Genomic DNA, 25,938 nt, shown 5'->3' with positions numbered 1-25,938 from the left:
CTGGTCCTAGTAGTGTTCGGGAACGGCGTTCACGCCGTTCTCTTGTAATTGCCTGATGAGCTTCGCGCGCACGCGTGCAACGTCGGTCAGCGCGGGCCGCCGGTGCGCGGCGACTTCATCGGCCGTATAGGGTGCGAGCGACGCGGGACGCGACTGCGGGTTCATCGTGCCGAGCACCCAGTTGAGGACGTTCGCGAGTTCCGCGTCGCTCAACGCGGAATTCGATGCGCCCGGCACGCGCATCACGAAGTCGCGCCCGTCTTTCAGCGACACGAAATGACCGAGCGAATCGCGCAAGGGCGGCACCTTGCCCGGAATGCCAGAACCGTCCGCCGTGTGACAACCCATGCAATTGAGCACCCACGCCTGGCGAGCGCGCGCTTCATCGTAGCTTTGCGCATGGCTCCCCGTTGCCGCGCACGAAAGCATCGCGGCGCTCACCGCGAGCCACAACGCACGCCGCTTCATAGCCCGAGACCTTTAATCACGGCATCGCGCTGCTTATGAACCGCGGACGCATCCAGCGTGCTCGCGCGCAATGCCTGGATTTCGTCGGCATCGAATGGCTTGGCCGCGCCGTGCTGCGCGTTCACGTCGAACACGACGTAGTTCAGCACGTCAGCGATTTCCGCATCGGTCAGCGCGGCGAAACCTGGCATCTTGAAGTTGTAGGTTTTGTCCTTGACCTTGATCGGACCGAACATGCCGTAGAGCACGGTGTGTCCCAATTGCGCGCGGCCTTCCTTCGAATCCGCATACTTGCCCGGATATTCGACGAGCGGCGGCGCGAGGCCGTCCATGCCCTTGCCGCCCGCCTGATGGCAGACCGCGCACTTGCCGTCGAAAGTGGCCTTGCCGCCGGGGAATTGGACGGTTTGCGGCAAGGCGAGTTGTGAGGCCGTCGCGAGCGCGACCGCCATCATCAATGGCCGAAGGTTCTTCATTGCGTCGCCGCTCCCAGCAAGACCGACACCGAGCAGTGATAGTTCGAGTTGCCGTTGGCCATGCACCAGTTGATGTCGTTGTCGAGCGAGAGCTTGTAGAGCGGCTTTTCGCGTTCGTTGCGGTTGCAGAAGCACCGGCCGCAACTCGTCTTGCCGCAGCAGTCGTTGTACGACACGATGTAATCCGAGCCATCGTGCGGATTGCGGCACGTACCGATCCACGTGATAGGCGACGGCGTCGTGCCCGGCGGGCAACTGCTCGACGTGCCACCGCAGCAGCTGCAAAGCCAGCCGTCGATCGCGCAGTACTTCCAGTAGTCGCAGCTCATTGGATCGTCGCTCAACGCGCTTGCCGGCTTTTTCGGCTCGGCTGCATTGGCCGTGCGATCGACCGGCAGGAGCGGCAGCATCGCGGAGCCGACCAATGCCTTGCCGAGCTTCGCCATTGCGCCGCGCCGCGAACTGCGTTGCGCGACGCCTCGCGCGGAATGCTCAAAGAATGAATCCAGCCATTTCATGGACGCTCACCTGTTCGATTGAATGATTGTTGTGCCGCTTCAGGCGTGCTGCCCGGCATGCGTTTCGTGGCCTTCGTGATGGTCATGATGTTCGTGATGATCATGCTTGCCGTGCACGAACTCCTGCAACGAGGCGACGCCGCGCTCCTTCGCTTCGAACAGGCTTTCCAGATGCTCACGCGTATTGACGAGACCCTTCGCACGCACTTTGCCTTCGTCGTCGAGCAGGACCGCGTAAGGCAGCTTGCCGATCTGATAGGCGAGACCCAGTTCCTGCGAGAGCACGTACGGATACTTGGAAAGACCCGTTTTACGATAGAACGCTGCGTGTTCGGTGATGTCGCCATCGCTTGCAAGCACGATATCGGTCGCGTTTTCGCGCGCCTGGATCGAAGGAAGCAGCGGCAGCAGCTTCTTGCAGACGGGGCATGTCGGCGAGAGGAAGAACACCAGCGTGTTGCGTTTTTTCGCGGACAGGCCGCCGACTTTCACCGGACGTTCCGCTATGTCCATCAGTTCGAATGTCGGAGCGATCGTGCCGACAGCCGGGCCTTTATCGATCATCAGCGCGCCCGCTGGCATCATGCGTTCATAGAGAATACCGACCTGGCGAACGAGGGCGAGACAGATCGCGCCGAGCGCGAGAAGTGCGGCCCACGAGAGCGCGGCCGAAATCATCAGGGTGGTTTGCATCATGAATTCCTCAGAGAATCGAGCTTGGGAAGATTGACAAGCAACACGTCGAGCGTGAACCACGCAGCAACGGCGAAGAGCGTGCAGGCACCTGCGCTCAGGTAGTCGAACCAGACGAGCGAGCGGCCCGTCGATGGCATCAAGGTGCTCGCCACGAGCAACGCGAGCATCGCCGCGCGGCCCGCGTGCCACCAGCCGATCGACTTGGGCGCAGCCTTGTCAGTCTGAGAGGCGAAGAGGCCCGAGCAACCGCAATCGATATCGGTGTGGCCGCGCCATACGTTGATCGCGAGCGCCGACGCAAAGCCGCTGAAGAGCGCGATCAACATGCAGGCGCTCGGCGTGCGTGTACTTGCGAACAAGAGGCCGATCGCGCCAGCCGCTTCGAGCACCGGCAATACGTAAGACAGCGGCGCGACTGCAAACGAAGGCAGCAGCGCAAACGCCTCCAGCGACTCGCGAAAGCGCGACGGCTCGCGCCATTTCGGCGCCGCGCTCGAAAGCGCGATGATCGCCGCGAGCGCGATGCACACCATGAGAACAACAGGATCGATCATGGCGTCACCTCAAGGATTGACGATGAGCGTGGACGTCGTGCCCAACTGCTTGCTCACGTGACGCAACTTGCCGGTGGCCGCGTCCATCACTACGAGATCGGACGTCGGCGTGAGGCCATAGAGCAAGGGCTTTTCGTCCGCGCTGACTTCGATGGAGAGAAACGGATCGATCTTCTGCTTCGCGAGCTTCCAACGCGCGACGCGCTTCTTGCTCTGGGTATCGAAGACCCAGATCTCGGTGGCGGGGTCCTTGTGCGAACCGTCCGCGCCCTGATGCATCGCTACAAACAGACGATGATTTTTTGCGTGCAGTGCCGTTTGCTGCAAGCCGCCCGGACGCCAGCCCGCCTTGCGATCGGCCGCGCCGACCAACGACCAGGATTCGCCGAAGACCGCCTTGTCGCCGGAGAAATCAGCGCTGCGAACGTTGCCGTTGAACGTGGTGAACACGTAGCCCTGGCCGTCGCGTACTCCGTTGACGAAGGCCGGATCGTGATCGACGTCGATGAAGGCGTCGGACAGTTGGCGGCTTGCTTCCTTGCCCACTGTATCGAGCTTCACGGTCAGCGCCTTGCCACTTTCGCAGAGCGACGTGAACCGGTCGTTGCCGCTCGGGTACGCGAGCACGCAGGCGTCCGTGTCGATTTCACCGAGGACTTCCTTCGTCGCCGTATCGATCACCGTGACCGAGGTCGAAGGCGTGATGTTCGATACGTAGAGGCGGCTGCCATCGGCGGAAAGCGTCGTGTTGTAGGGCGTCGGCACGGCTTGCGCGTGCTTGGGCGGAATCACGATTTCGCCGGTCACGTCGAGCGTCGCGTTGTCGATGATCTCGACCACGTCGGTGCGCTCGCCGTGTCCGCCGCGCGCGAAGTAGGTCGTCGCGACGTAGCTCGTCTTGTGATCCGGCGACACCGCGAAGCCCGGTGCGAAGCCCGCATCGATCTGGCCCATGAAACGCCCGGCGTCCGCATCGAACACATGAACGCGCGCATCGGTCATGCTGCCGAACGAAACGTCCGCCACGAAGACGCGATGCGGGCTGTACGCTGGCAGCTTCGCTATGGTGAGTTCTTCCGGCTTTTCCGCGGCGCTCGCTTGCGATTGGCCCGCGAGCAATCCGTACGTCAAGGCCAATATCGCGGCCGCCGTCGCAGCGGCCCTCCGTCGATGCTTCATGTGTGCTCCTCCTCGTTTATCGTCGAACCGACTCTAAAGAGGTCAATAAAAAAGAGCACTTCGGAACCGGCAACGCGTGCGTGCCGATTTGGAGTAGTCGAAAGCGCGCAGACAGGCGCTTTCAGAAGGCGTGCTAATACAGTCGCCGCGAAGCAGGAAAACGCTTGGTTTAAGGGGATTTAATACGGGTTAACGAGCGCGCAAGGTCTGCGAAGGAAGCTCGCCGAAATGGCTTTTGTAATCGCTCGCGAAGTGGCCGAGGTTCGAAAATCCCCAGCGCATGGCAGCTTCGCGCACCGGCACTTCCTGTTGCGACGTCGCAATGAGGAGCCGCCGAACCTGTGCGAGCCGTACCGCGCGAAGATACGCGACGGGGTTCATCTGCGTGACGGACTGGAAGCTGTTCTGTATCGTGCGCCGGCTCACGCGCAGCGCCACGCACAGATCCATCACGGAGACGGGCTGCTCGGGCCGCGACAGCAAGAGATCATGGCTGCGCTGAACGATCTCGGAGCGACACGCGTGCGTGAGTCGATCCTCGCGATCCGGCACGTGGAACGTCAGCAGTTCCAGAATGCTCTCGGTGACGGTGTTGGCAAAGCGCCGCTCCGCATCGGGACCCCCATGTTCCGCGGGCCTCGCGAGCGCCGCTTCGACGGCCTCCACGATGCGCCTCCCCACCCGCGCGCCCGCTGCGGCCGGAATGCTCAGGACTTGCTGGGCGTGCGCGTCGCGCGGGAAGTCGAAGCCTTGCACGTCAGCCAACGATTCGAGCAAATCCGTATCGACGGCGATGCCGAGCAGCGACATGTCCGGCGGTGTATGAAGCAGGAATTCCTCGGCGCCGTCGCTGAAGATGAGCGCGCTTTGATCGACCTTCACGCCCTGAAACGAGAACGGCGCACCGCCGGAGAGTGCGAGGCCGAACGTGGCGCGGCCCGGCGGCAACTGTCCGCACTGAACGACACGAACGTTCGCGGATTCCTGAAAGACCTGCACTCCGCCTGCCGAAACCTGCTTGACGGTGCTGCGAAAAACGCCCTCGCCAACCTGGTCGTAGCGTTGATCCCAGCCGGACAGCGCATGCGCGTGCCGGTCGGCATCCTCGAAAGTTTCGTAATTGACGTACATGCGTTCTCCAGCAATGCGCGTCGCTTCAGACGGCTTCTTCTTTGGCGCATCGACGCGACGAATCATTGAGTTCTTATATTTCGTAGCGTCAAGCTCGTAAATTTTGCTTTGTATTAGGGTTTGTGCGCAATACCAAGAATGCACGATTGCAAAATGTGCGTGAGCGTGTATAGGCGAGTGAAACGCCTGCTGATGGAGGCAATTCTGCGACCGAGCATTAAAGAAGGCAAATCAACCAATAAGCGAGCGAATATCCACCGCACTGATAACCGCCCTGCTTTTCGGCGAATTTGACGCCGATATCCGACCACTCGACACTGCCTCCCACGCCCCATACCGGAGACAAGGAATGAACCCGTCGAACGCAGTGAAGCCCGTGGGCAAGCGATACGCCTACGAATGGTACGTCGTGTTGATCTGCATGCTGGCTTATGTGTTCTCGTTCATCGACCGGCAGGTCCTCGCGCTGATGATCGAGCCCATCAAGCGCGACCTGAATCTCACCGATACCCAATTCAGCCTGCTTCACGGCTTCGCGTTCTCGCTCTTCTACGCGGTGATGGGCATGCCGCTCGCTTATCTCGCCGACCGCTTCGCGCGTCCGCGCATCATTGCGGGCGGCATCGCGCTGTGGAGCGTCGCGACCGCCGCGTGCGGCACGAGCCAGAGCTTCGCGCAGATGTTCGTCGCACGCATGAGCGTGGGCGTGGGCGAAGCAGCGCTCTCGCCGGGAACGTACTCGATGCTCGCGGACCTCTTTCCGAAATCGAAGCTCGGACGCGCGGTGGGCATCTACTCGCTCGGCTCGTTCATCGGGGGCGGCATTGCGTTTCTCGTCGGTGGTTATGTGATCGCGCTGCTCAAGCATGCGAACGCGTTCACGCTGCCCGTGCTCGGCGAAGTGCGCGCGTGGCAGATTACGTTTTTCATCGTCGGCTTGCCGGGGCTGCTGATTGCGCTCGTCTTCAGGCTGACCGTGCGCGATCCTGCGCGCAAGGGCCTCGCGCAAGATGACGCAGGACATGTGAAGCGCGTATCGATGACCGATTCATTGCGCTTCATCGGCTCGCATCGGAAGACTTTTTTTTGCCATTACCTTGGCTTCTCGTTCTATGCGATGGCGCTCTACTGCCTCATGAGCTGGACGCCCGCGTTCTATATGCGCCGCTTCGGCCTCACGCCGGTCGAAGCGGGCTACACGCTCGGCACGGTGATGCTTGTCGCCAACACGGCGGGCGTGTTCTGCGGCGGCTGGTTGAGCGACTGGATGCTGCGCCGCGGCCACGCCGATGCTCCGATGCGCGCGGCCTGCATCGGCGCTGCCTGCATGTTCGTGCCCGCCATCGCGTTTGCGCAGACCGCGAGCCTTGGTGCGTCGCTTGCATGGCTCGTCGCGGCGATGTTCTTCGCGTCGTTTCCGCTGCCCACATCGGCCACAGCGATGCAGATGCTTGCGCCCAACCAGATCCGCGCACAGGTCTCTGCATTGTTCCTGCTCGTCTCGAACCTGATCGGGCTCGGCCTCGGGACGACCCTGGTCGCGCTCATCACCGACAAGCTATTCGGCTCGCCGCTCGCGGTCGGTCATTCGATGACCGCCGTGAACGCCCTCTCGACGTTGCTCGCCGCGTTACTGCTCTTCTTCGGATGCAGGCATTTCAGTGCGAGTCTCGATCGCGAATCGCTTCACTCGCGCGTGAGTGTCGACAACGTGGAAGAACCGCAAGCCTCTTTACCAAGCGCCCCGCAAACAGCGCAATAAATCGATCGCACTGATATGCCCCACGATTTTTTATCGATTTCCCTTATCCGGACGACGACGCTAACCTCGACGCATCGTCCTTAAGAAACGCACTGGAAGGCATCATGCAAGCTCAAACGCTCAGAGTTCGGGTGGACGCCTTGCGCGAGGAAGCGCACGGCGTCCGGTCATTCAGTATCTCGCGCCTTGACGGCTTGCCGTTCGAGCGGTACGAGCCCGGCGCGCATATCGACGTCGTGAGTCCGTCGGGCATCACGCGTCAATACTCGTTGTGCGGCGACCCCGAGTGCCGCGAGTCGCAAGTCTTCGCGGTCAAGAAGGAAGCAGAGTCGCGCGGCGGATCGCGCTGGCTGCATGACGAGGTGAGCGTCGGCAGCGAACTTTCGATCGGCGCGCCGCGCAATCTGTTCCGGCTGGAAGAAAGTGCGAGCGAGCACATCCTGATCGGTGCGGGAATCGGCATCACGCCGCTGCTGTCGATGGCGTTTCGGCTCGTCGCAAGGAAAGCGCGCTTCACGCTGCACTACTTCGCGCGCGGCGAGAGCCATGCGGCCTTCATGACGCTGCTCAACCAAGCCCCGTTCAACCGGCACGTACAGTTGTATTTCGGCGTGCAGCGCGAAGACCTGCCGGCCGCACTTGATACGTGCCTGCGTGAAGCAAGCGCCGGCACGCACGTCTACACGTGCGGTCCGGCGCCCTTCATGGATCGCGTGGTTGAACGCGCAGAAAAGCGCTTGCCCGCCGATGCCATTCATCTGGAGCGCTTCAAAGCGGAGCCTGTCACCGCCGCCGGTGCCCCGCTCGAAAGCTTTGACGTCAAGCTCGCGAGCAGCGGACAAACCGTTCGCGTCGATGCAAAGACATCAATCGTGGACGCACTCGCCTCCATCGGCATCGAAGTCGATACGTCCTGCGGCGAAGGCGTCTGCGGAACGTGCATGGTCGACGTGGTCAGCGGCGAGCCCGAGCATCGAGACCATTGCCTGAGCAAAGCTGAACGCGCGAGCAACAGCGTGATCTGCTGCTGCATTTCGCGCTCGCGCTCCCCCGTGCTCGTGCTCGACCTCTGAAGGGCCTTAAGGGCTCACATCTTTTCGAAGCTTGCGAGGATGTCGGTCATGAGGCCGCGCATCCATGCGATGCCTTCGTCTTCATGAAAGTGCTCGTGCCAGTGCATCGTCACGGCGGCTTTCAGCAATGCTACCGGCAGCGCATAGATGCGAAACGCGTCGCCGCGATTGAGGATATGCGCGAGCCTTTCCGGCAGCGTGGCAAACAGATCCGTGACGGCCAGCACGCCCGGCACCGCGACGAAATGCGGCAACGCGAGCGAGATGTTGCGGCCGACGCTCTGCGCGCGCAGTGCATCGTCAAGCGCGTGATGGCTGTGTTCGATCGAGCGCACCTGAACATGCGATGCAGCGAGAAACTGATCGAGGCTGAGCGTGTTGCCAGCAGGCAAGCCCTTGCGCTTGCGCGTCATGCACACGTACGCCTCCTCGAACAGCAACGCATGGCGCGTGTGCGGCAACAGCGAAGGCAGATTGCCGATGGCGAAGTCGAGCCGGCTCGAACGCAGCGCCTCTTCGATTTCCTCCACGGGCAACGGCTCGACGAAGAGCTTAACGCGCGGCGCAGCGTCGTGCAGCGCCGCGCATATCGCGGGCAAATACGCCATTTCACCCGCGTCCGATAGCGACAGACGAAACGTGCGCGTGCTCGTCGCTGCGTCGAAACGCTCCGCGTAGCGCAACGCTTCGCGCACGGTATCGAGTGCGCGCCCGACGATCTCCGCAAGTTCCAATGCAACCGGCGTCGGCTGCATCCCCGCGCGCGTGCGGATGAAGAGCGGATCGTCGAACAACGTCCGCAAGCGTCCCAGCGAATAGCTGACTGCGGGCTGCGACAACGCCAGGCGCTCGCCCGCTTTCGTGAGGCTGCGCTCCTCCACGATTGCCTGGAAAACGCGCAGCAGATTGAGATCGACGTGGTCGATGGATGTCATGGCGAACTCTTCGAGATATCGGCCGGGCTTATTGACTACCCGTTTTTTAATCGATTTGACGCATGATCTTCGTAAAGCGAGACTGATGTCAACGAGAGGATGTGCTGAACATGTAGTCCTCGTGTTGCGCCGATTAACCCACCCCCACATCGAAGATGAGTACGCCCACTTACCAAACCATCGATACGAGCGCGCTCGGCAAGCGCGCAGAGGCCGACCGCATCGCGCCCTCGCTCTACTACGACCACGATCTGTTCGAAGCCGAACTCGACCGCATTTTCTACAAGACGTGGATCTGGGTCGCGCATGAAAGCGAGTTGCCGAAGCCCGGCGACTTCGTGACGACGACCATCGGCCGCCAGCCGGTGATCGTCGTGCGCGACAAGACCGGCGCGGTGAACGTGCTGCAAAACCGCTGCCGCCATCGCGGCGCGACTGTCTGCGAAGAGCACAAGGGCAACGTAAAGGGCTTCACGTGTCCCTACCATAGCTGGTCCTACGCGCTCGACGGCACGTTGCGCGCGCTGCCCTACGGCGACGGCTACGAAGGCGTCTGCGAGAAAGGCGACTTGCCGCTCAAGAAACTGCGCGTCGGTGTCTATCAAGGCCTGATCTTCGCGAGCTTCAACGAAACGATCGAACCGCTCGAAGATTTTCTCGGCGGCGCGAAGCCTTGGATCGATCTCTTCATGAAGCAAGGCGCGGGCTATCCGATCAAGGCCAATGGCGAGCACAGGTTCAAGTTCAAGGGCAACTGGAAGATCCAGTTGGAGAACACAACGGACCTGTATCACTTTCCCGTCGTGCACAAGTCGTGGATGAAATCCATCGACGATGAAACCGCCGCCGCCATCACGAGCTTCATGACGAGCGATCAGGCGTTCTGCCGCTCGCTCGGCAACGGCCATAGTCTTGCGGTACTCGTGCCCGAGATCGTCGATCTGGACAAGGACGACGGCGCGCCTCTGCCCGAGCGCTTCAACGAACTCGCGGCGCAACTCGCAGAGAAACACACGCAGGAAGATGTACGCCGCATCGTGCGCTCGCTGATGGGCGTCGGCTTCAACCTGAACCTCTTTCCGAATCTCGCACTCTCGATGGCGTTTTTCCGCGTGCTGCGTCCCATCTCGGCGGAAGAAACGGAGATTCGTCACGTCGCGCTCGCGATGGACGGCGGCCCCGAGGAAGCGAATCGCGTGCGTCTGCGCATTCACGAGCATTTCCAGGGTCCGTTCGGCTTCGGCAGCCCCGACGATGCGGAAGCCTGGGAGCGCGTGCAGCGCGGCTCACACGCGGGCCCCGATGTACCGATCCTCGTGAACCGCGGACTCAATCGCGAAACGACCGCTCCGAACGGAGAGAAGACCGCGCACGCCACCGACGAAACCGGCATGCGCGAAGCCTACAGGCAATGGCGCGCAATGATGGAGCAGGCATGATGGACGATCGCAACGCACTCTTTTCTCACCAGACCTTTACGCGCGCCATCGGATTCATCTGGCGCGAGGCCGAACTGCTCGATCGCCGCGACTATCGCGCGTGGCTCGATCTGTGGGAGCCGTCGGGCTTCTATGTCGTACCGATCGACCCGGACACGACCGATTTCGCGGCTACGCTGAACTACGCTTACGACGATCACGACATGCGCGAAAAGCGCGTGCAGCGCATGACCTCGGGCTATTCGGCGTCCGCGTCGGATGCGGCTCGTACTGTACGAACCGTGTCGCGCTTTACGCTCTCGAGCGATAGCGCGGACCTCGTCGAAGTAAAGTCGTCGCAGATCATCATCGCGTACAAGCGCGGCGTGTCGACCATCTTCGCCGCCGATCTCACGCACAGGATCAGCATGACGAGCGGCGAGCCGCGTCTCGTCGAGAAGGTCATTCGCCTGATCGATTCGACCGAAGCGCTGAGCGCGATCGGCTTCCTGCTTTGATGTTTTGATGCATTTACACGCGCGGCGAAAGAGGCAACGCGAAGCAGCATTCGAGGCCGCCCGTTTCCGCACGCCGCGCCCAGATGCGCCCGTCATGACGCGAGACGATGTTCTTGCACAGCGACAAGCCGATGCCGTTGCCGCCCGCCTTCGAAGACGAGAAGCCGTCGAACAGGCGCTCGAGCGCATCGGCCGGCACGCCTGGCCCGTTGTCGATCACATGCAGTTCCGCTACGTCGCCGTTGATCGACGTAGCGAGTGTGACCGCGCCCGCGCCCGCACTCGCCCCCGTCAATGCTTCCAGCGCGTTGAAGGCCAGGTTCAGTATCACTTGCCCGATCAGCACGCGTTCGCACCGTATCGGCAACGACTCTGCGCATTGCTCGATCGTAACGAGCACCCCTTCGTCGCGCGCACGCAGTTCGATGAAGTACGCGACATCCGCGAGCACGTCGCGCAAGTCCGCTTGCGCTTCGACGGGATCGCGCTTCACGATGAACTCGCGCACGCTCTTGATGATGTGCGCCGCATGCTCCGCCTGCCGATCCGCGGCGCGCAGGCCCCAGATGGCGCTTTCGACCGCGTTCGGCTGCTTCAGGCGCTGGATCGCGCCTTCGATGAAATTACGCACGGCCGCAAGCGGCTGGCTCAACTCGTGCGCGATGGCTGTCGACATCTCACCCATCGCGTTGTAACGGCCCGCGTATTCGAGCATGCGCGCCTCGACGCGGCGCGCTTCCTCCATCGCGTATTCGTCGCTGATATCGCGGAAATGTACGAGCACGCCATTCAGTTCGTCGTCGATCTCGACGCGTCTGCACGTGATGCGCAGCCAGCGCTCGATGCCATCGCGCCGCACGATGCGATAGCGCTCTGCCTGCGTCGCTTGCCTGCTCGTCGCGCTGCGCAACTGGGCAGCGAGGCGGTCGCGATCATCTGGCGTGCCGTAGTCGAGCACCGTGCCGAGCGGCGCGTCCGATGCGAGGCCGAGCACGCGGCGCCCCGACTCGCTGATGTAGCCCACCTTGCCGCGCGGCGTAATGACGGCGACGCCCTCGCCGAGGTCCTGCATGTATTCGCGCAAGCGCGTTTCGTAGCCGCGCAGCTTCTGGCGCATCGCATCTTCCGCACTGATGTCGCGAAACTGCACCATGACGACCGCGCGCTCGCGAAGCGGCACGTACGTAGCTATCGCTTCCGACAGCATGTCGACGCCCGCGCGCGAGCGATAGCACCATTCGTACGACTGCGGCCCTTGCGTGACCGATCGATCCATCGCGCTTACGGCGATCTCGCGGCGGTACTTGAGGTCGTCGCGCGTCATGTCGTGTGCCTTGAGCGGCAGCAGTTCCTCGACCGTAAAGCCCAGCGCGACGCACGCCGCGCGATTGGCCCACACGATAGCCTTCGTTTGCGCATCGTGCAGCAGCACGCAATGCGTCAGCGCATCTAGCAGCAGGCGGAAATCTTTTTGTGCGGGAAATTCCATGATCCGACGGAAAGCAAGCGTGAGTGCGTTGCCTAACCATAGCATCCGCTCGCGCGTCGCGCCCCTAAAGATTTCTTTAGAGGGCCGGGAGGCTTCACTGACTAACGCGCACGCCTTCCCAATTGTCTTGATGTTTTTGCGTTTCTAGACTGGCATCACCATCCACCGATCAAAGCCAATCGAACAAAACAGGAGACACCGCCATGTCCGCTACCGCCCTCGCCCGCAAAGATCAATGCGCCCTTCAAACCGATGCGCTCACGCTCGACGATGTCATCGCTGAAATCGCGCAGCGCCGCGAAGAATTCGAACGCCTGTCCCACGTTCCGCGCGATGTCATCGCCAAACTCAAGCGCGCGGGCATCTATCGCGCGGCCACGCCGAAGCGCTTCGGCGGCGATGCGCGCGCGCCCGGCGAATTCCTCGCGATGATCGAACGCATCGCAACCGCCGACGGTTCCGCCGCGTGGGTTGCGAGCTTCGGGTCGGCGAATCTCTATCTCGCGGCATTGCCGGTCGCGACGCAAGCTGCCATCTACGCCGACGGCCCCGATCAGGTGTTCGCGGGTGGACTCTTTCCCGTGCAGAATGCCGCGCCCGAGACCGGCGGATATCGCGTGAACGGCACTTGGAAGTTCGCGAGCGGCTGCAAGGGTGCGGACTGGCTCGGCGTGGGCATCGGCACCGGCAAGCCCGGTGAAGCGCCGGGCAAGCCGCGTACGGCCGTGTTCAGGCCGAGCCAGGTGGAGATCGTCGAGAACTGGAACGTGGTCGGCATGCAGGGCACGGGCAGTCACGATCTGCGCGTGACGGATCAGTTCGTAGCGGAAGACTGGACGTTCGTGCGCGGCGGCGCATCCACGATCGACGAACCGCTCTACCGCTATCCGACCATCGCTTACGCGGCGCAAGTGCTTGCCGTGGTGAACCTCGGACTCGCGCGCGCCGCGCTCGAAGTCGCGAACCACATGGCGGGCGGACGCAAGACGACGACCGGCGCGCCGCAACTCGCGGACCGCGCGTACTACCGCATCGAACTCGCGAAGGCCGAAGCGCAACTCCGCTCTGCACGCGCGTTCTTCTATGAATCGACCGACAGCGTCTGGCAATCGATTCTCGCGGGCAACGACGCGACTCCGGAGCAAGTGAGCCTGTTGCGACTGTCGGCCACGCAGATCGCGCGTGAAGGCGCGGACGTAGTGAGCCGCGCCTATCGCCTGGGCGGCACGATGGCGATCTATCGCACACACCCGCTGCAACGCCTGATGCGCGACGCGATGGTCGTCACGCAGCATGCCTTCCTCGGCGAAGGCAATTACGACGGAGCGGGCGCCGTGCTCGTCGGCGTGCCGCCGCTTCCCGGTTATCTCTGATCCCACTTTTAACGCTTGAAACAAGGAGTTTTCTTCATGACCGACAATCGATCCCTGCCCTTGCGCGTGCTGTTCTGCTGCGGCGTCACGCAGAACTTCTTCGACTTGCCGCGCGAACAGATCGGCGAAGTGTGGCAAGCGTACGGCAAGATGCTGAACGCCGTCGAAGCGATGGAGAAAGTGCGCGTTCTCGGCGTGATGGACGATGACCGGCTTGTCGTCGGTCAGTCGGACGGCGCGCCGTGGACCTTCTACATCATGGCCGATGTCGCAGATTTCGATACGGCCGTGGCCGTATGCAATCTGTATCGCACGACGCCAGTCGGCGAGTACAACCTGTGGCGCTACGGCAAGATCGAAGCGCGCGTAGGTCGCGCGTTGGCTGTCCCGCCGGCTGCGGCGTCATGAACTCATCGACCATCGAAGCGTTGCAGGCTCGCGTCGACGCGCTCGAAGCACAGAACAAGGTGCGCGCGACCATCGCCCGCTATATGGCGCTGTGCGACGTGCCCGTGCATGCGCTCGCTGGTGAAACGCTTGCGGAGCTCTTCGCTGAAGATGCAGTGTGGGAAGGCATCGGTCCGCAATACGCTTCCAAGTTCGGCCGGTTGAAAGGGCCGACGCAAATCGTCGGGATGTTGCAGCGGTATCTCCCGCCCACGCCGCATTTCGCGACCAATGTGCACTTCCTCACGTCCGAGCATATCGAGATCAAGGGTAGCATCGCGAAAGGCCGCTGGATCATGCTGCAAGCCTCGGGCTATATCGATGAAAAGGCCGAGTTGATCGCGGCGCGCCTGGAAGTGGATTTCGCACATGCATCGAATGACGCCTGGCTGATTCAGCACTTCCGCACCGAGCGCCTTTTCGATGCGCCCTGGCAAGTCAACCCGAGACGAGGAATTACCGCATGAGCGCATACATCAGCGAATTCGTTCTGCGCACGCGAGCAGACCACGATGCGCCGACGATCGCCATCAAGGACAGCATTGACATCGCAGGCTATCCGACGACGGCCGCATGCCGCGCGCTCGCGGACCAGCCCGCCGCTGCCAAGCATGCCGAAGTCGTGCAGCGACTGCTCGATGCAGGCTGGCACATCAACGGCAAGACCAACATGCACGAGCTCGCGTTCGGCATGACCGGCATCAACGACTTCACCGGCACGCCGCAGAATCCGCAGGACGTGTCGCGCATTCCGGGTGGATCGTCCAGCGGTTCTGCATCTGCCGTCGGCTTTGGTCTCGCTGATGCCGCGCTCGGCACCGATACAGGCGGCTCCGTGCGCGGCCCGGCCGCGTGCTGCGGCGTGATTGGATTCAAGCCGACGTTCGGGCGCGTGTCGCGCGCCGGCGTCGCACCGAAAGAGACGACGCTCGATTGCGTCGGCCCGTTTGCGCGCGAGATGCGTGTGTTGATCGACGTGATGGCGGCCATCGATCCGACGTTCGATGCTCTTGCCGCGCGCGCGGATGCGTCGAATGCACGCGTGGGTATCGTCGCGGTGCAAGCCGATGCGGGTATATCGAAGGTGATTGAATCGGCCGTGCATTGTGCGGGATTTGCGTCGCAGTCCGTCGAACTCGATGCGATGAGCGACGCCTTCGTCGCGGGTCTCGCCGTGATCAATGCAGAGACGTGGCGCGCGTTCGGCCATCTCGCCGATACGGGCAGGCTCGGCGCGGATCTCGTTGCGCGATTGCGCGCCGCGTCGAACACGACGGCCGCCGATGTTGACGCCGCAGAACAGGTGAGACGGAGGTTCACGGCGTCAGTGGATCGCGCGCTGGAAGATATGGACGTGCTCATATTGCCCACGCTGCCAACATTTCCCATTACGCTCGAAGCCGCGCGCGCGGGGACGTCGGTTATCGCCATGTCGTCGCTGATTCGTCCGTTCAATCTCAGTGGCCATCCTGCGTTGAGCATACCGGTGCCAGTCGATGGCGCATCGCTCAAGGCAGGCTTGCAGATCGTGGGACGCAAGGGTGCGGACGAAAAAGTCTGCGCTGTCGCCGCCTGCTTAATGAAACTCAACATGCCCAAAGGAAATCATGTCGAATAGAGTCGTGCTCGTCACGGGCGCAGCGCGCGGTTTGGGCGCTGTCGTCGCCCGGCGCTTTCACGAAGCGGGCTACAAGGTCGCTTTGGCCGATATCGCCGTCGAAGCCGCGCAAGCACTGGCACGCGAGTTGAGCAAGGACGAATCGAGCGCATGCGCGATCAAGCTCGACGTTGCATCGAAAGCGGATTTCGAAGCGGCGCGCGATGCGCTGCTCGAACGCTGGGGCGCCATCGATGCGCTCGTCAACAACGCGGGCGCATCGAAAGTCGTGCCGGCGATGGAGATCACCGCCGAGCAATTCGATCAGGTCATCGATATCAACTTGCGCAGCGTCCTGTTCGGCTGCCAGGTGTTCGGTCAGTACTTCGCGAATCGCGGCGCGGGGCGCATCGTGAACATCGCATCGCTCGCGGGACAGAACGGCGGCTCGGCGACCGGCGCGCACTACGCAGCCGCGAAAGGCGGTGCAATCACGCTCACGAAAGTCTTCGCGCGCGATCTCGCGCCGCATGGCGTGACCGTCAACGCGATTTCGCCGGGGCCGCTCGATCTGCCGATCGTCCACGAAAGCGTGCCCGCGGAGAAACTCGAAAAAGTGATTGCGGGCATTCCAGTGGGCAAGCTGGGTTCGGCCGCGTACATTGCGGACGTCGCGGTGCTGTTAGCCTCAGCGGATGCGTACTTTGCCAACGGCGCATGCTGGGACGTGAACGGCGGCCTCTACATGCGTTGAGCTCAGGCACGCTCGTCGCCCAGCGGGCCCCACACTTCGAGCACGTCGCGCACGAGCGCCGCAATCGACGCCGCGCCGAGCTTCTCCTTGATGCTCGCGCGATGCACGTCCACGGTCTTTACGCTGATCGACAGATCGGCGGCGATGCGCTTGCTGCCCTTGCCTTCGATCACACCGCGCAGTACTTCCTTCTCGCGCGCAGTAAGCGACTCGACGCGCTCGCGCAGCTCACGCTTGCGCTGATCCTTCGCATGGCGCTGCGTCGCGAGCTTCATTGCGCGCTGCACGCGCTCGAGCATCTGCTGCGAATTGTAGGGCTTCTCGACGAAGTCGATTGCACCGTGCTGCAACGCACGCACCGACATCGGAATGTCGCCGTGTCCGCTGACGAAGATGGTCGGCAGGGTCGCGCCGCGGCGGTTCAGCTCGGACTGCACGTCGAAGCCGCTGACTTCGGGCATGCGCACGTCGAGCACGAGACATGCGGGCTTGTTCACGTCGAACGCGCGCAGGAATTCCGCTGCGCTCGCGAAGCCTTCCGACTTCACGCCCACCGATTCCAGCAGCCACGCAAGCGAGGTGCGCATGCCGTTGTCGTCGTCGACGATATACACCACGGGAGCGGGAGGATTCATTGCAAGGACTCTTTCGATTGGCATCGGGACCGTGCGCGCCGTTGGGTTCGGCGGTCTCTTCACAAGGTCTTCGTTTTTCTGGAGCTTCATGATACCCAGCCGGAATCCGCTAGCAAAGCGCTTTCCACGGCTTGCTCGCAAGGGGTCGGTAAAACCTTTAGTGCGCTCGGTAGCGATGCCGGGCACATGGGCCAATCATGCGGATTTCCTTCGTGCGCTTCGCCGCGTACGCTTGAATCGCAATCTGATAAATAACATGGATACGAACAAAACCGGAGACGATTACATGTCCGCCCTGCCCCTTCAAGCATCACGCCCCGACATCGAGCCGGCCCGCCAGCAGTTTCGCCAGGCGATGGCGCATCTGGGCGCCGCAGTGAACGTGGTGACCACCAACGGCCCATTCGGGCGCTGCGGCATCACGGCGAGCGCCGTGTGCTCCGTCACCGATGCGCCGCCGACACTGCTCGTGTGCCTGAATCGGTCGAGCTCGATGCACGCAGCGTTCGTGCGCAATCGGCATGTCTGCATCAACGTGCTGCCGGCGCATCGCGAGGAAACGGCGCGTCACTTCGCGGGCCTCACGCAGCTTTCGATGGACGAGCGCTTCTCGTTGCCGCTATGGGACGAGGGTTCGCATGGTGTGCCGGTCCTGCGCGATGCGCTGGCGAGTCTGCAGGGCACCATCGTCGAGGCGAAGGAAGTGGGTTCGCATTCGGTGATCTTCGTGCAGACGAACGAGATCAGCGTGCGCGACGAAGGCGATGGCTTGATCTACTTCGGGCGGAATTTTCATCGCGTTCCGCGTGCGGGTGTGGAGCGGTAGGGAACGAGCGAGTCACTTAGATCACGTATTTCGTCCTTTAGAAAATCGGACAATTCGTGAGGCGTTATCGGGCCGGTGCCGTCATGCACTGCCGTGATGAGTTTGGATAGCGCTGCGTTGACGTTTGCGAGTTCCTCCCGCGCGAGATGCGCAGGAGAAGACGAGCCCACCGATTCGATAGACCAGCAAGCAGCGAGGATCTTGTAGCCTAACCTTTGCGTGGCGACGACCGTTGGCCACATGCGCTCATCGATGGCTGGATCGCGCGCGAAGCCACCGGTATTCGCTTCATAGGACGTCACTAGTCTGAAAATGCCATGCTGAAGTTCGCGCCGCACGTGCAGTGCTTCATCCGACGTCACATCGGCTGCGGCAACGTGATCGAGTGCGGTCTGCGCGGTCACCAACGTCCGGGCGATCTGCTGATGCAACGAGACAGGAGCACCACGCGGTCCGAAGAGCGCATGAACGAGCAGGCCCACGCCACAACCAATGGCGGTATCGATCGCACGTGCCCAGAGCAAAACCGCTGGATCGCGCAATGCGTGGTCGTCGGAGGCGATCACCAAGGCGATACAGGTAACGAACACGACAGCCAATGCGTAGTTGCGCGTGACCAGCATCTCGATAAGAAACTGAAGGCACATCAACGTCGCGACGAGCCACAGGCCCGTGGGATGAACGGCGAGAATCGCACCCGCCAGCACGAGGCCGATCAATGTGCCGACAGTTCGCTCCAATCCTCGCTGCAAGGTTCGCGCCCAATCCAGGCCCATGTGCAACACGAGTACGGCGGCCGCCATCGCCCAGTAAGCGCGCTCCAGGCTCAAAGCCGCGCCGATCGCACCGGCAATCGCCACCGCTATTCCGACCCGCATCGTCACCCCTGAAGCCGGCGAGTAGAGCGTCAGGTTTTCCAGCAGCAAGTGCGACGTTCGAAGACGCCCTAGCGGGACCTGAACGTCGTTCACGCCTTCGCCAAGGGTTCTTGTCTCTGCGCCAATTTCGCGGGCTCGCTTCGCCAATGTCTCCGGTGTCGCGGCAAGCGAATCATCAGCGCTGACGCACGCTGCAAAGATTATGTGCAGCTCGCGATTCAGCGCGCGCAAACGCGTGAGCGCGTTATCTGTGCGTCCGTCCGCAGGCTGAAACGTGACGAGCGCGGCCCAGGCGTCATGGAGCGCCAACGCTGCCTCATGACGGGGACGATCTTTCGCGCCGATGCCCGAAGTCTGCGCGAACCGTGCCACCGCTTGCGCAGCGGCAGCAACTGCCGACGTCTCCGGTCCCCTCGGCGCGATGAGCGCCCCGGACATGTGAACGAGCCATGACACCGTCCCTCCGCCGAGCACGAGCCAACCTACTCGATCGACGGGAACCGGTATCGCCGTGGCAGCGGCACACGCCAGCGTGAACATATAGGCGCCCGGCGGCCCGATCCTGAGCGAGTGGCAGACGAAGGTGGCTGCCATTGCGATCACGACGACGAGCGGCACCGCCATGACCGGCCATTGCTGAGCCCATACGCCGAGCGTGACGATCACGCTGAACGAGAGCGCTATGCCCGCGAGGACCCAAGCGCGATTCGCATACGGCCGGTCCGATGCGTACAAGGACGTGAGCGCGCCGATCGTCGCCATCAGTCCCGCCGATACGTCGCCAACCGCCCAGCCGATGGCGACAGGCAACCCGATACTGAACGCAGCGCGGCATGCGACAGGTAATCGCGGTCCCGACTTGCGGAAGCTGAACAGCGCGCGCAACTCGAACGAAGGCCGAGGCGGCGCTTGCGTCTCCGATGTCGAGCGAAGGGGGTCTTTCATGCGCGGACACCTGCGAGGATGACGTGCCCCGAGTCTACCCGGACTTCGCCTCGCGTTTCTCTTATCAGGCTGTGCCCTTAGCAAGCATTCTCTTGACGATCAGCGCAAGCGGAACCGTAAAGCAAAAGTGCGACATGAACCCTCCGATGATCACGACCGGATCGAGGTAATTCGGATGATTGTCAGAGGCGATGGCGATCGCGACGTGCATCACGATCCACGCAAGGATCGCGTAGAACAAAGCGACGAACGTCGCTTCATATCCGCGGCGGCGAAAGTACGGCCAGATCATGGCGAACAAGATGCCCCAGCCAATCGCAAAGACAAAGTGAATCCCTGTGCCGATCAGATACGCCCACCCGCCGATCGACTCTTGAAACGCCTTGCCGAAGACGAGGCCCGGAGCGTTGCGCGGAATACCTGCGAGGGGCATCAAGTGTTGCGCGCCCACCCAGATCAGAGCCTCGTAAATCCAGATGATGATCGCGCCTGTCAGTCCACCCGCCACGCCGGCACGGACTATCGCATCACGTCGCGGCTTAGCGTCTGCACTCGATGCGAAGCGCTTGTCGAAGTCGTTGCCGCTCGTTCTGATGTTGCCGCCCATATGTGTCTCCCTCTGATTAATGATGTCGCGGGTCCTGCCTTCGTGATGGATGTGGCTTCGATACCTTTCGAAGATAACCAAACGACCTCGGAGCACAAAAGAGCGGGTTAACCAGATGGAATGGCAAGAACCTCAACCATTAAAGATGACCTCTGTCCAGCATGAAGACCAGCAAGCCGTTCCTGCAAAGACGCGGACGTATGCCGACAGGTTATCGAAAGGTTTTTGTCGATGGCTTGAGCGATCGCATTGCGATAAGCAGATCAGATAGGCCGTGAATGAATTCGCAACAGGACGGCCCACAATGCCAGAGTGCAGTGGATCGCAAGCAGCATGCGACTGCGGCGCCTCCTTTTTTCAAACGCTTTCCGCGCCTATCTAATTTGCTTATCGCCGTAGTCGATCGGCAGTGGATAAGAACCGTCGCCTATAGGCATCCCGAAGCCCACGCATGCAAGGTTTATCGGCCGCCACGCCGGAGGACTTGCCGCCAGCCGTGAAGCTAACTCAATGGTTAACCCTCTCTTTTCCGCCCGTTCCATACGGGTACGTTCACATCCGCCAGCAGCGAATCGTCCCTAAGCGGAACAGCGTCTCTCAAAGGCCGACGCTTATCGAAACTCAAACATGAGGTCGTCGCAGATCTAGAAATCGAGTGTCATTCCGTTGCAGCCCATAGAAGAATCACTTCAAGGAAAAAAGTATGAGAGTTCTGGATTCCATCGCGCGCCTTTCGCGCAGACCCGCACGAGTTGGTTCGCTGCTAACACTAGCCGTCACTTGCGTCACGGCTGCCATCGTCACCGCGTGCGGCGGCGGTAGCAGCAGTTCGAGCAATACGCCATTGGCCGTGGTCAAGCCCAGCGTCGATTGTTCCAAGCTTGCCGCGGTGGACATCACCGACATCGGCGGAGCCGGCAGTTCGATTACCTCCGCTACGGTGACGACCGCCACCATCAACGGCGCCTCAGTGTCCTTCTGTGCCGTCAAGGGCACGCTTGCGCCGTCGAACACGTTCGAGGTCGCCCTGCCTGTGAACGGCTGGACTCAGCGCTTCGCGGAACTGGGCTGCGGCGGCCTGTGCGGCAATCTGAGCGACCCGACCAAGCAAACCTCGTTCAGCTTCAGCTACACCTGCCCGCTCGTGCAGCAAGGCGGCTTCGTCACCGCAGCGACGGACATGGGCCACTCCGGTCAGAGTTCAGCGTGGACGACGGACCCGCAAAAGCAGGCTGACTTCGCCTATCGCGGACAGCACATCACGACGCTCGCTGCGAAGAAGCTGATTCAGGCTTACTACGGGCAAGTGCAGAAGTATTCGTACTTCGTCGGTTGCTCGGATGGCGGGCGCGAAGGGCTGATGGCGGCACAGCGTTACCCGTCCGACTACAACGGCATCGTCGTGGGTGCCCCGGCCGCGCACTTCCAGATTCAGAACTCTCTCTATCACGGCTGGAGCGTCGAGTCGAACAGCACGACGGGCACCAGCGCAGGCAAAGCCGTGCTGTATGCCGACAAGGCACTGGTGCTCCACAAGGCAGTGGTGGCCGCATGCGGTGGCCAGGCCGGCGTGCCCGACGGTCTCCTCGCCGATCCGCGCAACTGCCACTTCGACCCCGCATCGATTCAGTGCGGCGCGAGCGCATCCGACACGAGCAGTTGCCTGACCGCCGCGGAAGTCGCCACGGCCACCAAGATCTATAGCGGCCCGACGGATACCAATACCGGCGTAAAGATGCTCGCAGGTTCGCCGCAGTATGGTTCCGAAGCGAACTGGGTCGGCGTTGAAGTGCCGACGACGAACTCGACAGACGCCCCCGTGCCCGTCACGAGCCTCTTCAGCTACACGATCGTCACCGGTGCCTACAACCTGATCATCACGGGTTCGCCGACGATGCCGAACATCGACACGTTCGGCTACCGCGATGCGAGTTTCTACGCGAATTATCTTCAGGCCAATCACCCGCTCAACGATGCGACGAGCCCGGATCTCTCGGCGTTCAAGCAGGCCGGCGGCAAGCTGATCCTCTGGCACGGCTGGGCCGACCAGCACATCTCGCCGCTCTTCACGATCGCTTATTACCAAGCGTTGATGAGCACGATGGGCGAATCGGCTGCAGACGAGTTCGCGCGTCTCTACGTGGTACCGGGCGTCGGACACTGCGGCGGCGGCGAAGGCTTCCCTAACATCGACCTGGTGTCGCAGATCACTGGGTGGGTCGAGCAAGGAAGCGCGCCGAATGCCGTCACGACTTACCAGACGGATGCGTCGAATGTCGTGACGGCCTCGCGTCCCGTGTATCCGTATCCGGCGGTAGCGAAGTACACCGGCACGGGTGATTGGCACAGCAGCGCCAATTACACGCAAGGTGCGCCGTTGTATAACGAGGCTGCGCCCACTTGGGCCGGGGCTAGCTTCTATACGTCGTATAGCCCGAAGACGCAGGGTGTAGCGGCGCCTTAACCTAAGCGGAATTCCGGACTCGACGGGCCCTCTCCTCCAACACTACGGCGGAGAGGGCCTATCGCTTTCAGGCTTGCTGGGAGGCGATTTCGTAGCCAGGACGACGGATCGAAACTACTCCTGCGCCCTACGCGATTGCAGCCGCTATTGGCCCGCGGCCGGTGACACTACGCTCGGGGTCGCGAGCGTGTTATTGCTCTTGGGAGCGCTGTTGCCCGACGTCGAGTTGCTGTTCGTGCTCGGCAGCCCCGAGTTCGGCGCCTTGGCGCCCATGCCGCTGTCCGAGTTGGTGCCGCTCGGTGCGCCGTAGCCGCCCGTTGCACCGTTCATCTGATTCGACGGGCTGGCCGTGCTACCTGCCGAACCCGCGCCGCTCGAGCCTCCCGCTGACTGCGCATAAACGCTGCCTGACAGCGCAACTGTAGCGACGGCTGCGATTAACGTGTTCATTGCCTTGCTCATGATCCGTTCCTCCTTTCAGACTGGAATAAACAGGCAGACAAAGGTCGTCTGCTTGATCACGAGTGGAGCAAACACCGTGCCGCGTGTCCTTATCGGCACCGAAACACGATGTGCCTCGCAGCGAGCGGTTTTCATGATCCGCTCGATAACAAGGACAATGAAAACTTCTCACTTCACTCAGCCCCCGCCCGCGCCAATATCTCCCAACCTTTCGTAATCCACCGGCTTGGTAAGGTGAAAATCGAACCCTGCATCGCGCGTGCTTTCCTTGTCCCGCTCATGAACCCGCCTTTCATAGCAACAATCGAGATACCGGAGCCAGTCGGCCGCATACGTATCAGCCGGGCTAATTCAAATTCATCCATCTGGGGAAGCGATATCGTTACGGCATAACAGACACTACGCGTTCCCGCTGCCAACACCGCAGGCCAAAAAGCGGCAAGACCCCATAAGCGTGATCGAGCATGTCCGACTGTAGGCTCTCGTAGAGCTCCCAGCGTATCTCGTCGATATAGAGGCAGATCTCCAGCGCGACCACCGGCTCCCTCGATTGCACTTGCCGTATCACGAGTGGCATGTCGCGCCGCACTGCCGGGTGATCCCCGAAGTAGGCGCTCAGGTAACGTCGATACAAGCCAAGGTTCGTGCGAAGCTCGCCTTCGGGCAAGACGAGCGGCCGTTGAATGGCTTCGTGCAAACGCGCGAGCAACGCTTCGTCGGGAAAGCGGATCGTATCCGCGTCGAAATGAATGGCATGCCGAAGACGCCTTCCGCCCGACTCGATCATGCCGCGCCAGTTTTTCACGCTGTTCGCCAGAAGCACCTGGCTCGGCAACATCACGATGGTGTTATCGAAGTTGCGCACCTTGATGGTATTCAACGCGATATCGATCACCGTGCCGTCTGCGATGAACCCCGGCACTTCGATCCAGTCGCCCACGCGCAACATGTCGTAGGCCGCGAGCTGGATGCTGGCGACGAAGCCGAGCAGCGAGTCGCGGAAGATAATGATTAGAAGCGCCGTGATCGCGCTTAAGCCCGTGAGAAGATAGACGGGCGAACGCTCCATCAGCAGCGAGACGATAGCGATCAGCGCGACCAGGTAAACGACGATGGTCGCGATCTGAAGGAAGCTCTTGATCGGCCTCTCGCTTGCGGATGGAAAGTGGCTGTAGCGTTCGTCGATACTGTCACGCAACGCAAGCGCCGCGCGCAGCAGCGTGTAGACCATGTAGCACGCCGCGATGATCGCCAATGGCCGTCCGAGCGCTGCGATCAAGGGAAACGTGAGGCCGGAAAGCAGCGGCGCCGACGCATAGATGATCCCCGCTGGCACGAGCGGCGCGAGCCGGTGGAACACGCGATGCCGCTCGGCGGCGCTCAGCCACTTGCGCCCTTTCTTGCGCGCGAGGCGGCTCACGATCAACAACATGACCGAGCGCGTCACGTAATAGCAGATCGCGCTCGCCAGAAAGATCGCGAGCAGCAAGGCGACCACGAGCAACATCGCAACGAACCAACTGTCCGTGTAGACGTAGAAGTGGTGCCAGTCGGGGCCACTTTCGATACGCAAGTACTTGTCGAACATGGACACTCCGGGTTACGGCGAACCGATGTTGGTGACTACGCTGCGGCTACGAAATCGCGAGGTCCGTTCGTGAGCTCTTCCGCGATGAAATCGACGAACGCGCGGGCCGCCATGCGCGTGGCTCGCCCCATCGGGAAATACGCATGCACAGGGAGTTGCGCCATGGTCCATTCGGGCAGCAGGCGCACGAGCGTGCCCTCTTCGATTTGCGATCGACACGCCCACGATGTCGTCGAGACGATGCCGAGACCCGCAGCCGCCGCGGCCAGCGCACCCGCCGTGTCGTTAGTGGAAACGTGCGGTTGCACGTCGATCGATGTCGTCTCGCCCTCGCGTTCGAATTGCCACGACGACACATGCGACCCGGCCGGTCCGCCCACGACACGATGCCTGGCAATGTCCTCCGGCAGCAGCGGCGCGCCATGCCGGTCCAGATAACGACGCGAAGCAACGACCACGCGATGCATCGTTCCGATCAGCTTAGCGGTGCCCGCGGAGTCCGGCAGGCTGCCCACGCGGATGCCGACATCGACCGCTTCGCGGATCATGTCCTGCCATCGGTCGTCGAGCATGATCTCGACCTTGAGCAATGGATGACGCTCAGTGAAGGCCGATAGGCGCGGCATGATCACGCATATGGCCATCGTCGAAGGCATGGCGAGGCGCAGCACGCCGCGCAGTTCCCCCGTCTCGCGGACGCTGTTCTCCGCGTCGTCGATCGCCGCCAGGATCGGCTCCATGCGTGCGAGAAACTCAAGGCCCGCTTCGGTCGGCACGACGGCGCGCGTGGTCCGCGTGAGCAAGCGGGCGCCGAGGCCCGCTTCGAGTTCGGCGATCATCCGCGACACTTGCGATTGCGCCAACCCGCATTCCCGCGCGGCCGCCGAAAAGCTGCCGAGCCGGGCGACGCGGGTGTAAAGCCTGAACGTCAGGACGTCCTTCAAGCTCCCTCCTTCTTCCGACGAAACAGCCGGCGAGCCGGCGAGCCGGCGAGCCACCGCACCGATGCTCGGCCAGCATAAATGTTAGCCGAATTCACCGGCTACCGAAATCGAAGCGCAGACGCCAAATTGTCGGCGTGGTTCGGCATCGATTGCCAAGCCTTGATCGGAGTCACGCAAGGGCCCTGATTCCGATGCCTCGAC

26 protein-coding genes are annotated in these 25,938 nt (G+C 62.0%); 11 read left to right on the top strand and 15 right to left on the bottom strand.

The window, feature by feature from the left end:
- Window positions 1-6 precede the first annotated feature (6 nt).
- From AWB67_RS21700 to AWB67_RS21670, 7 genes are all read right to left on the bottom strand, one after another.
- On the bottom strand, window positions 7-468 hold the full coding sequence (locus AWB67_RS21700) for a c-type cytochrome (protein WP_087658285.1): 462 nt from the start codon (window positions 466-468) through the stop codon (window positions 7-9).
- The gene (locus AWB67_RS21695) at window positions 465-944 is read right to left on the bottom strand and encodes a c-type cytochrome (RefSeq protein ID WP_087658284.1); all 480 of its coding nucleotides are present in this window, start codon (window positions 942-944) and stop codon (window positions 465-467) included. The genes AWB67_RS21700 and AWB67_RS21695 overlap by 4 nt, the downstream gene beginning before the upstream one ends.
- Window positions 941-1,462 carry a methylamine dehydrogenase light chain gene (locus AWB67_RS21690; protein WP_087658283.1) on the bottom strand — a complete coding sequence of 174 codons (522 nt, stop codon included), beginning with the start codon at window positions 1,460-1,462 and terminating at the stop codon, window positions 941-943. Before AWB67_RS21690 ends, AWB67_RS21695 begins: the two co-directional genes overlap by 4 nt.
- A 39-nt stretch (window positions 1,463-1,501) precedes the next feature.
- The gene (mauD, locus tag AWB67_RS21685; protein ID WP_087658282.1) at window positions 1,502-2,158 is read right to left on the bottom strand and encodes a methylamine dehydrogenase accessory protein MauD; all 657 of its coding nucleotides are present in this window, start codon (window positions 2,156-2,158) and stop codon (window positions 1,502-1,504) included.
- The gene (locus tag AWB67_RS21680; protein ID WP_087658281.1) at window positions 2,155-2,712 is read right to left on the bottom strand and encodes a MauE/DoxX family redox-associated membrane protein; all 558 of its coding nucleotides are present in this window, start codon (window positions 2,710-2,712) and stop codon (window positions 2,155-2,157) included. The genes mauD and AWB67_RS21680 overlap by 4 nt, the downstream gene beginning before the upstream one ends.
- 9 nt (window positions 2,713-2,721) lie before the next feature.
- Entirely contained in the window at window positions 2,722-3,891 is a 1,170-nt protein-coding gene (locus tag AWB67_RS21675; protein ID WP_087658280.1) for an amine dehydrogenase large subunit, read from the bottom strand.
- A 189-nt stretch (window positions 3,892-4,080) separates the two neighbouring features.
- Window positions 4,081-5,022: a helix-turn-helix domain-containing protein gene (locus AWB67_RS21670; protein WP_087658302.1), complete on the bottom strand. Its 942-nt coding sequence runs from the start codon at window positions 5,020-5,022 to the stop codon at window positions 4,081-4,083.
- Window positions 5,023-5,371: 349 nt separating this feature from the next.
- On the opposite strand from AWB67_RS21670, the gene AWB67_RS21665 reads away from it, so the two are divergent.
- Window positions 5,372-6,784: a spinster family MFS transporter gene (locus tag AWB67_RS21665; RefSeq protein WP_087658279.1), complete on the top strand. Its 1,413-nt coding sequence runs from the start codon at window positions 5,372-5,374 to the stop codon at window positions 6,782-6,784.
- Window positions 6,785-6,888: 104 nt separating this feature from the next.
- Window positions 6,889-7,857, top strand: coding sequence for a PDR/VanB family oxidoreductase (locus AWB67_RS21660; RefSeq protein WP_087658278.1), 969 nt, complete (start codon window positions 6,889-6,891; stop codon window positions 7,855-7,857).
- A gap of 14 nt (window positions 7,858-7,871) precedes the next feature.
- Here the strand turns inward: AWB67_RS21660 and AWB67_RS21655 are convergent, their stop codons facing one another.
- Window positions 7,872-8,792: a LysR family transcriptional regulator gene (locus AWB67_RS21655; RefSeq protein ID WP_087658277.1), complete on the bottom strand. Its 921-nt coding sequence runs from the start codon at window positions 8,790-8,792 to the stop codon at window positions 7,872-7,874.
- Between the two features lie 155 nt (window positions 8,793-8,947).
- Here AWB67_RS21655 and AWB67_RS21650 point away from each other — a divergent pair, with 155 nt between their 5' ends.
- Together AWB67_RS21650 and AWB67_RS21645 are read left to right on the top strand one after the other, a co-directional pair.
- Window positions 8,948-10,231 carry an aromatic ring-hydroxylating oxygenase subunit alpha gene (locus AWB67_RS21650; protein ID WP_087658276.1) on the top strand — a complete coding sequence of 428 codons (1,284 nt, stop codon included), beginning with the start codon at window positions 8,948-8,950 and terminating at the stop codon, window positions 10,229-10,231.
- Window positions 10,228-10,728, top strand: a complete 501-nt coding sequence (locus tag AWB67_RS21645; protein WP_087658275.1) for an aromatic-ring-hydroxylating dioxygenase subunit beta — start codon at window positions 10,228-10,230, stop codon at window positions 10,726-10,728. The genes AWB67_RS21650 and AWB67_RS21645 overlap by 4 nt, the downstream gene beginning before the upstream one ends.
- Before the next feature lie 13 nt (window positions 10,729-10,741).
- On the opposite strand, the gene AWB67_RS21640 is transcribed toward AWB67_RS21645, so the two are convergent.
- Window positions 10,742-12,217, bottom strand: a complete 1,476-nt coding sequence (locus AWB67_RS21640; RefSeq protein WP_087658274.1) for a PAS domain-containing sensor histidine kinase — start codon at window positions 12,215-12,217, stop codon at window positions 10,742-10,744.
- A 203-nt stretch (window positions 12,218-12,420) separates the two neighbouring features.
- On the opposite strand from AWB67_RS21640, the gene AWB67_RS21635 reads away from it, so the two are divergent.
- The 5 genes from AWB67_RS21635 to AWB67_RS21615 are packed head-to-tail and all read left to right on the top strand — an operon-like array spanning window position 12,421 to window position 16,388.
- The gene (locus tag AWB67_RS21635) at window positions 12,421-13,590 is read left to right on the top strand and encodes an acyl-CoA dehydrogenase family protein (RefSeq protein WP_087658273.1); all 1,170 of its coding nucleotides are present in this window, start codon (window positions 12,421-12,423) and stop codon (window positions 13,588-13,590) included.
- Window positions 13,591-13,626: 36 nt separating this feature from the next.
- Window positions 13,627-13,998, top strand: coding sequence for a hypothetical protein (locus tag AWB67_RS21630; protein ID WP_087658272.1), 372 nt, complete (start codon window positions 13,627-13,629; stop codon window positions 13,996-13,998).
- On the top strand, window positions 13,995-14,504 hold the full coding sequence (locus AWB67_RS21625) for a nuclear transport factor 2 family protein (protein WP_087658271.1): 510 nt from the start codon (window positions 13,995-13,997) through the stop codon (window positions 14,502-14,504). The genes AWB67_RS21630 and AWB67_RS21625 overlap by 4 nt, the downstream gene beginning before the upstream one ends.
- Window positions 14,501-15,655, top strand: coding sequence for an amidase (locus AWB67_RS21620; RefSeq protein WP_087658270.1), 1,155 nt, complete (start codon window positions 14,501-14,503; stop codon window positions 15,653-15,655). The genes AWB67_RS21625 and AWB67_RS21620 overlap by 4 nt, the downstream gene beginning before the upstream one ends.
- Window positions 15,645-16,388 carry an SDR family NAD(P)-dependent oxidoreductase gene (locus AWB67_RS21615; RefSeq protein WP_087658269.1) on the top strand — a complete coding sequence of 248 codons (744 nt, stop codon included), beginning with the start codon at window positions 15,645-15,647 and terminating at the stop codon, window positions 16,386-16,388. The genes AWB67_RS21620 and AWB67_RS21615 overlap by 11 nt, the downstream gene beginning before the upstream one ends.
- A 2-nt stretch (window positions 16,389-16,390) precedes the next feature.
- Here AWB67_RS21615 and AWB67_RS21610 read toward each other — a convergent pair whose 3' ends face one another.
- Entirely contained in the window at window positions 16,391-17,023 is a 633-nt protein-coding gene (locus AWB67_RS21610; RefSeq protein ID WP_087658268.1) for a response regulator transcription factor, read from the bottom strand.
- A gap of 286 nt (window positions 17,024-17,309) precedes the next feature.
- Between AWB67_RS21610 and hpaC the strand changes: the two genes are divergently transcribed.
- A complete protein-coding gene (gene hpaC / locus AWB67_RS21605) occupies window positions 17,310-17,849 on the top strand; it encodes a 4-hydroxyphenylacetate 3-monooxygenase, reductase component (RefSeq protein ID WP_087658301.1) in 540 nt (179 codons plus the stop codon).
- Here hpaC and AWB67_RS21600 read toward each other — a convergent pair.
- A complete protein-coding gene (locus tag AWB67_RS21600) occupies window positions 17,816-19,672 on the bottom strand; it encodes an FUSC family protein (protein ID WP_087658267.1) in 1,857 nt (618 codons plus the stop codon). The two genes, hpaC and AWB67_RS21600, sit on opposite strands and share 34 nt — an antisense overlap.
- Window positions 19,673-19,736: 64 nt before the next feature.
- Window positions 19,737-20,279 (bottom strand): hypothetical protein, encoded by a 543-nt coding sequence (locus AWB67_RS21595; protein WP_200822275.1) that lies wholly within the window; start codon window positions 20,277-20,279, stop codon window positions 19,737-19,739.
- A gap of 703 nt (window positions 20,280-20,982) precedes the next feature.
- Between AWB67_RS21595 and AWB67_RS21590 the strand changes: the two genes are divergently transcribed.
- Complete coding sequence (locus AWB67_RS21590) at window positions 20,983-22,743, top strand: tannase/feruloyl esterase family alpha/beta hydrolase (RefSeq protein WP_087658266.1); 1,761 nt, start codon at window positions 20,983-20,985, stop codon at window positions 22,741-22,743.
- Between the two features lie 144 nt (window positions 22,744-22,887).
- On the opposite strand, the gene AWB67_RS21585 is transcribed toward AWB67_RS21590, so the two are convergent.
- The 3 genes from AWB67_RS21585 to AWB67_RS21570 form a co-directional block, all read right to left on the bottom strand.
- On the bottom strand, window positions 22,888-23,205 hold the full coding sequence (locus tag AWB67_RS21585; RefSeq protein WP_087658265.1) for a hypothetical protein: 318 nt from the start codon (window positions 23,203-23,205) through the stop codon (window positions 22,888-22,890).
- A gap of 382 nt (window positions 23,206-23,587) precedes the next feature.
- Window positions 23,588-24,793 carry a mechanosensitive ion channel family protein gene (locus AWB67_RS21575; protein ID WP_087658263.1) on the bottom strand — a complete coding sequence of 402 codons (1,206 nt, stop codon included), beginning with the start codon at window positions 24,791-24,793 and terminating at the stop codon, window positions 23,588-23,590.
- Between the two features lie 35 nt (window positions 24,794-24,828).
- The gene (locus AWB67_RS21570) at window positions 24,829-25,737 is read right to left on the bottom strand and encodes a LysR family transcriptional regulator (RefSeq protein WP_087658262.1); all 909 of its coding nucleotides are present in this window, start codon (window positions 25,735-25,737) and stop codon (window positions 24,829-24,831) included.
- Window positions 25,738-25,938: the final 201 nt, after the last annotated feature.

This window comes from Caballeronia terrestris, from assembly GCF_001544515.1.
GTDB classification, from domain to species: domain Bacteria; phylum Pseudomonadota; class Gammaproteobacteria; order Burkholderiales; family Burkholderiaceae; genus Caballeronia; species Caballeronia terrestris.
The sequence above is the reverse complement of the archived record's forward strand: the minus strand, read 5'-3'. Positions and strand labels throughout refer to the sequence as shown.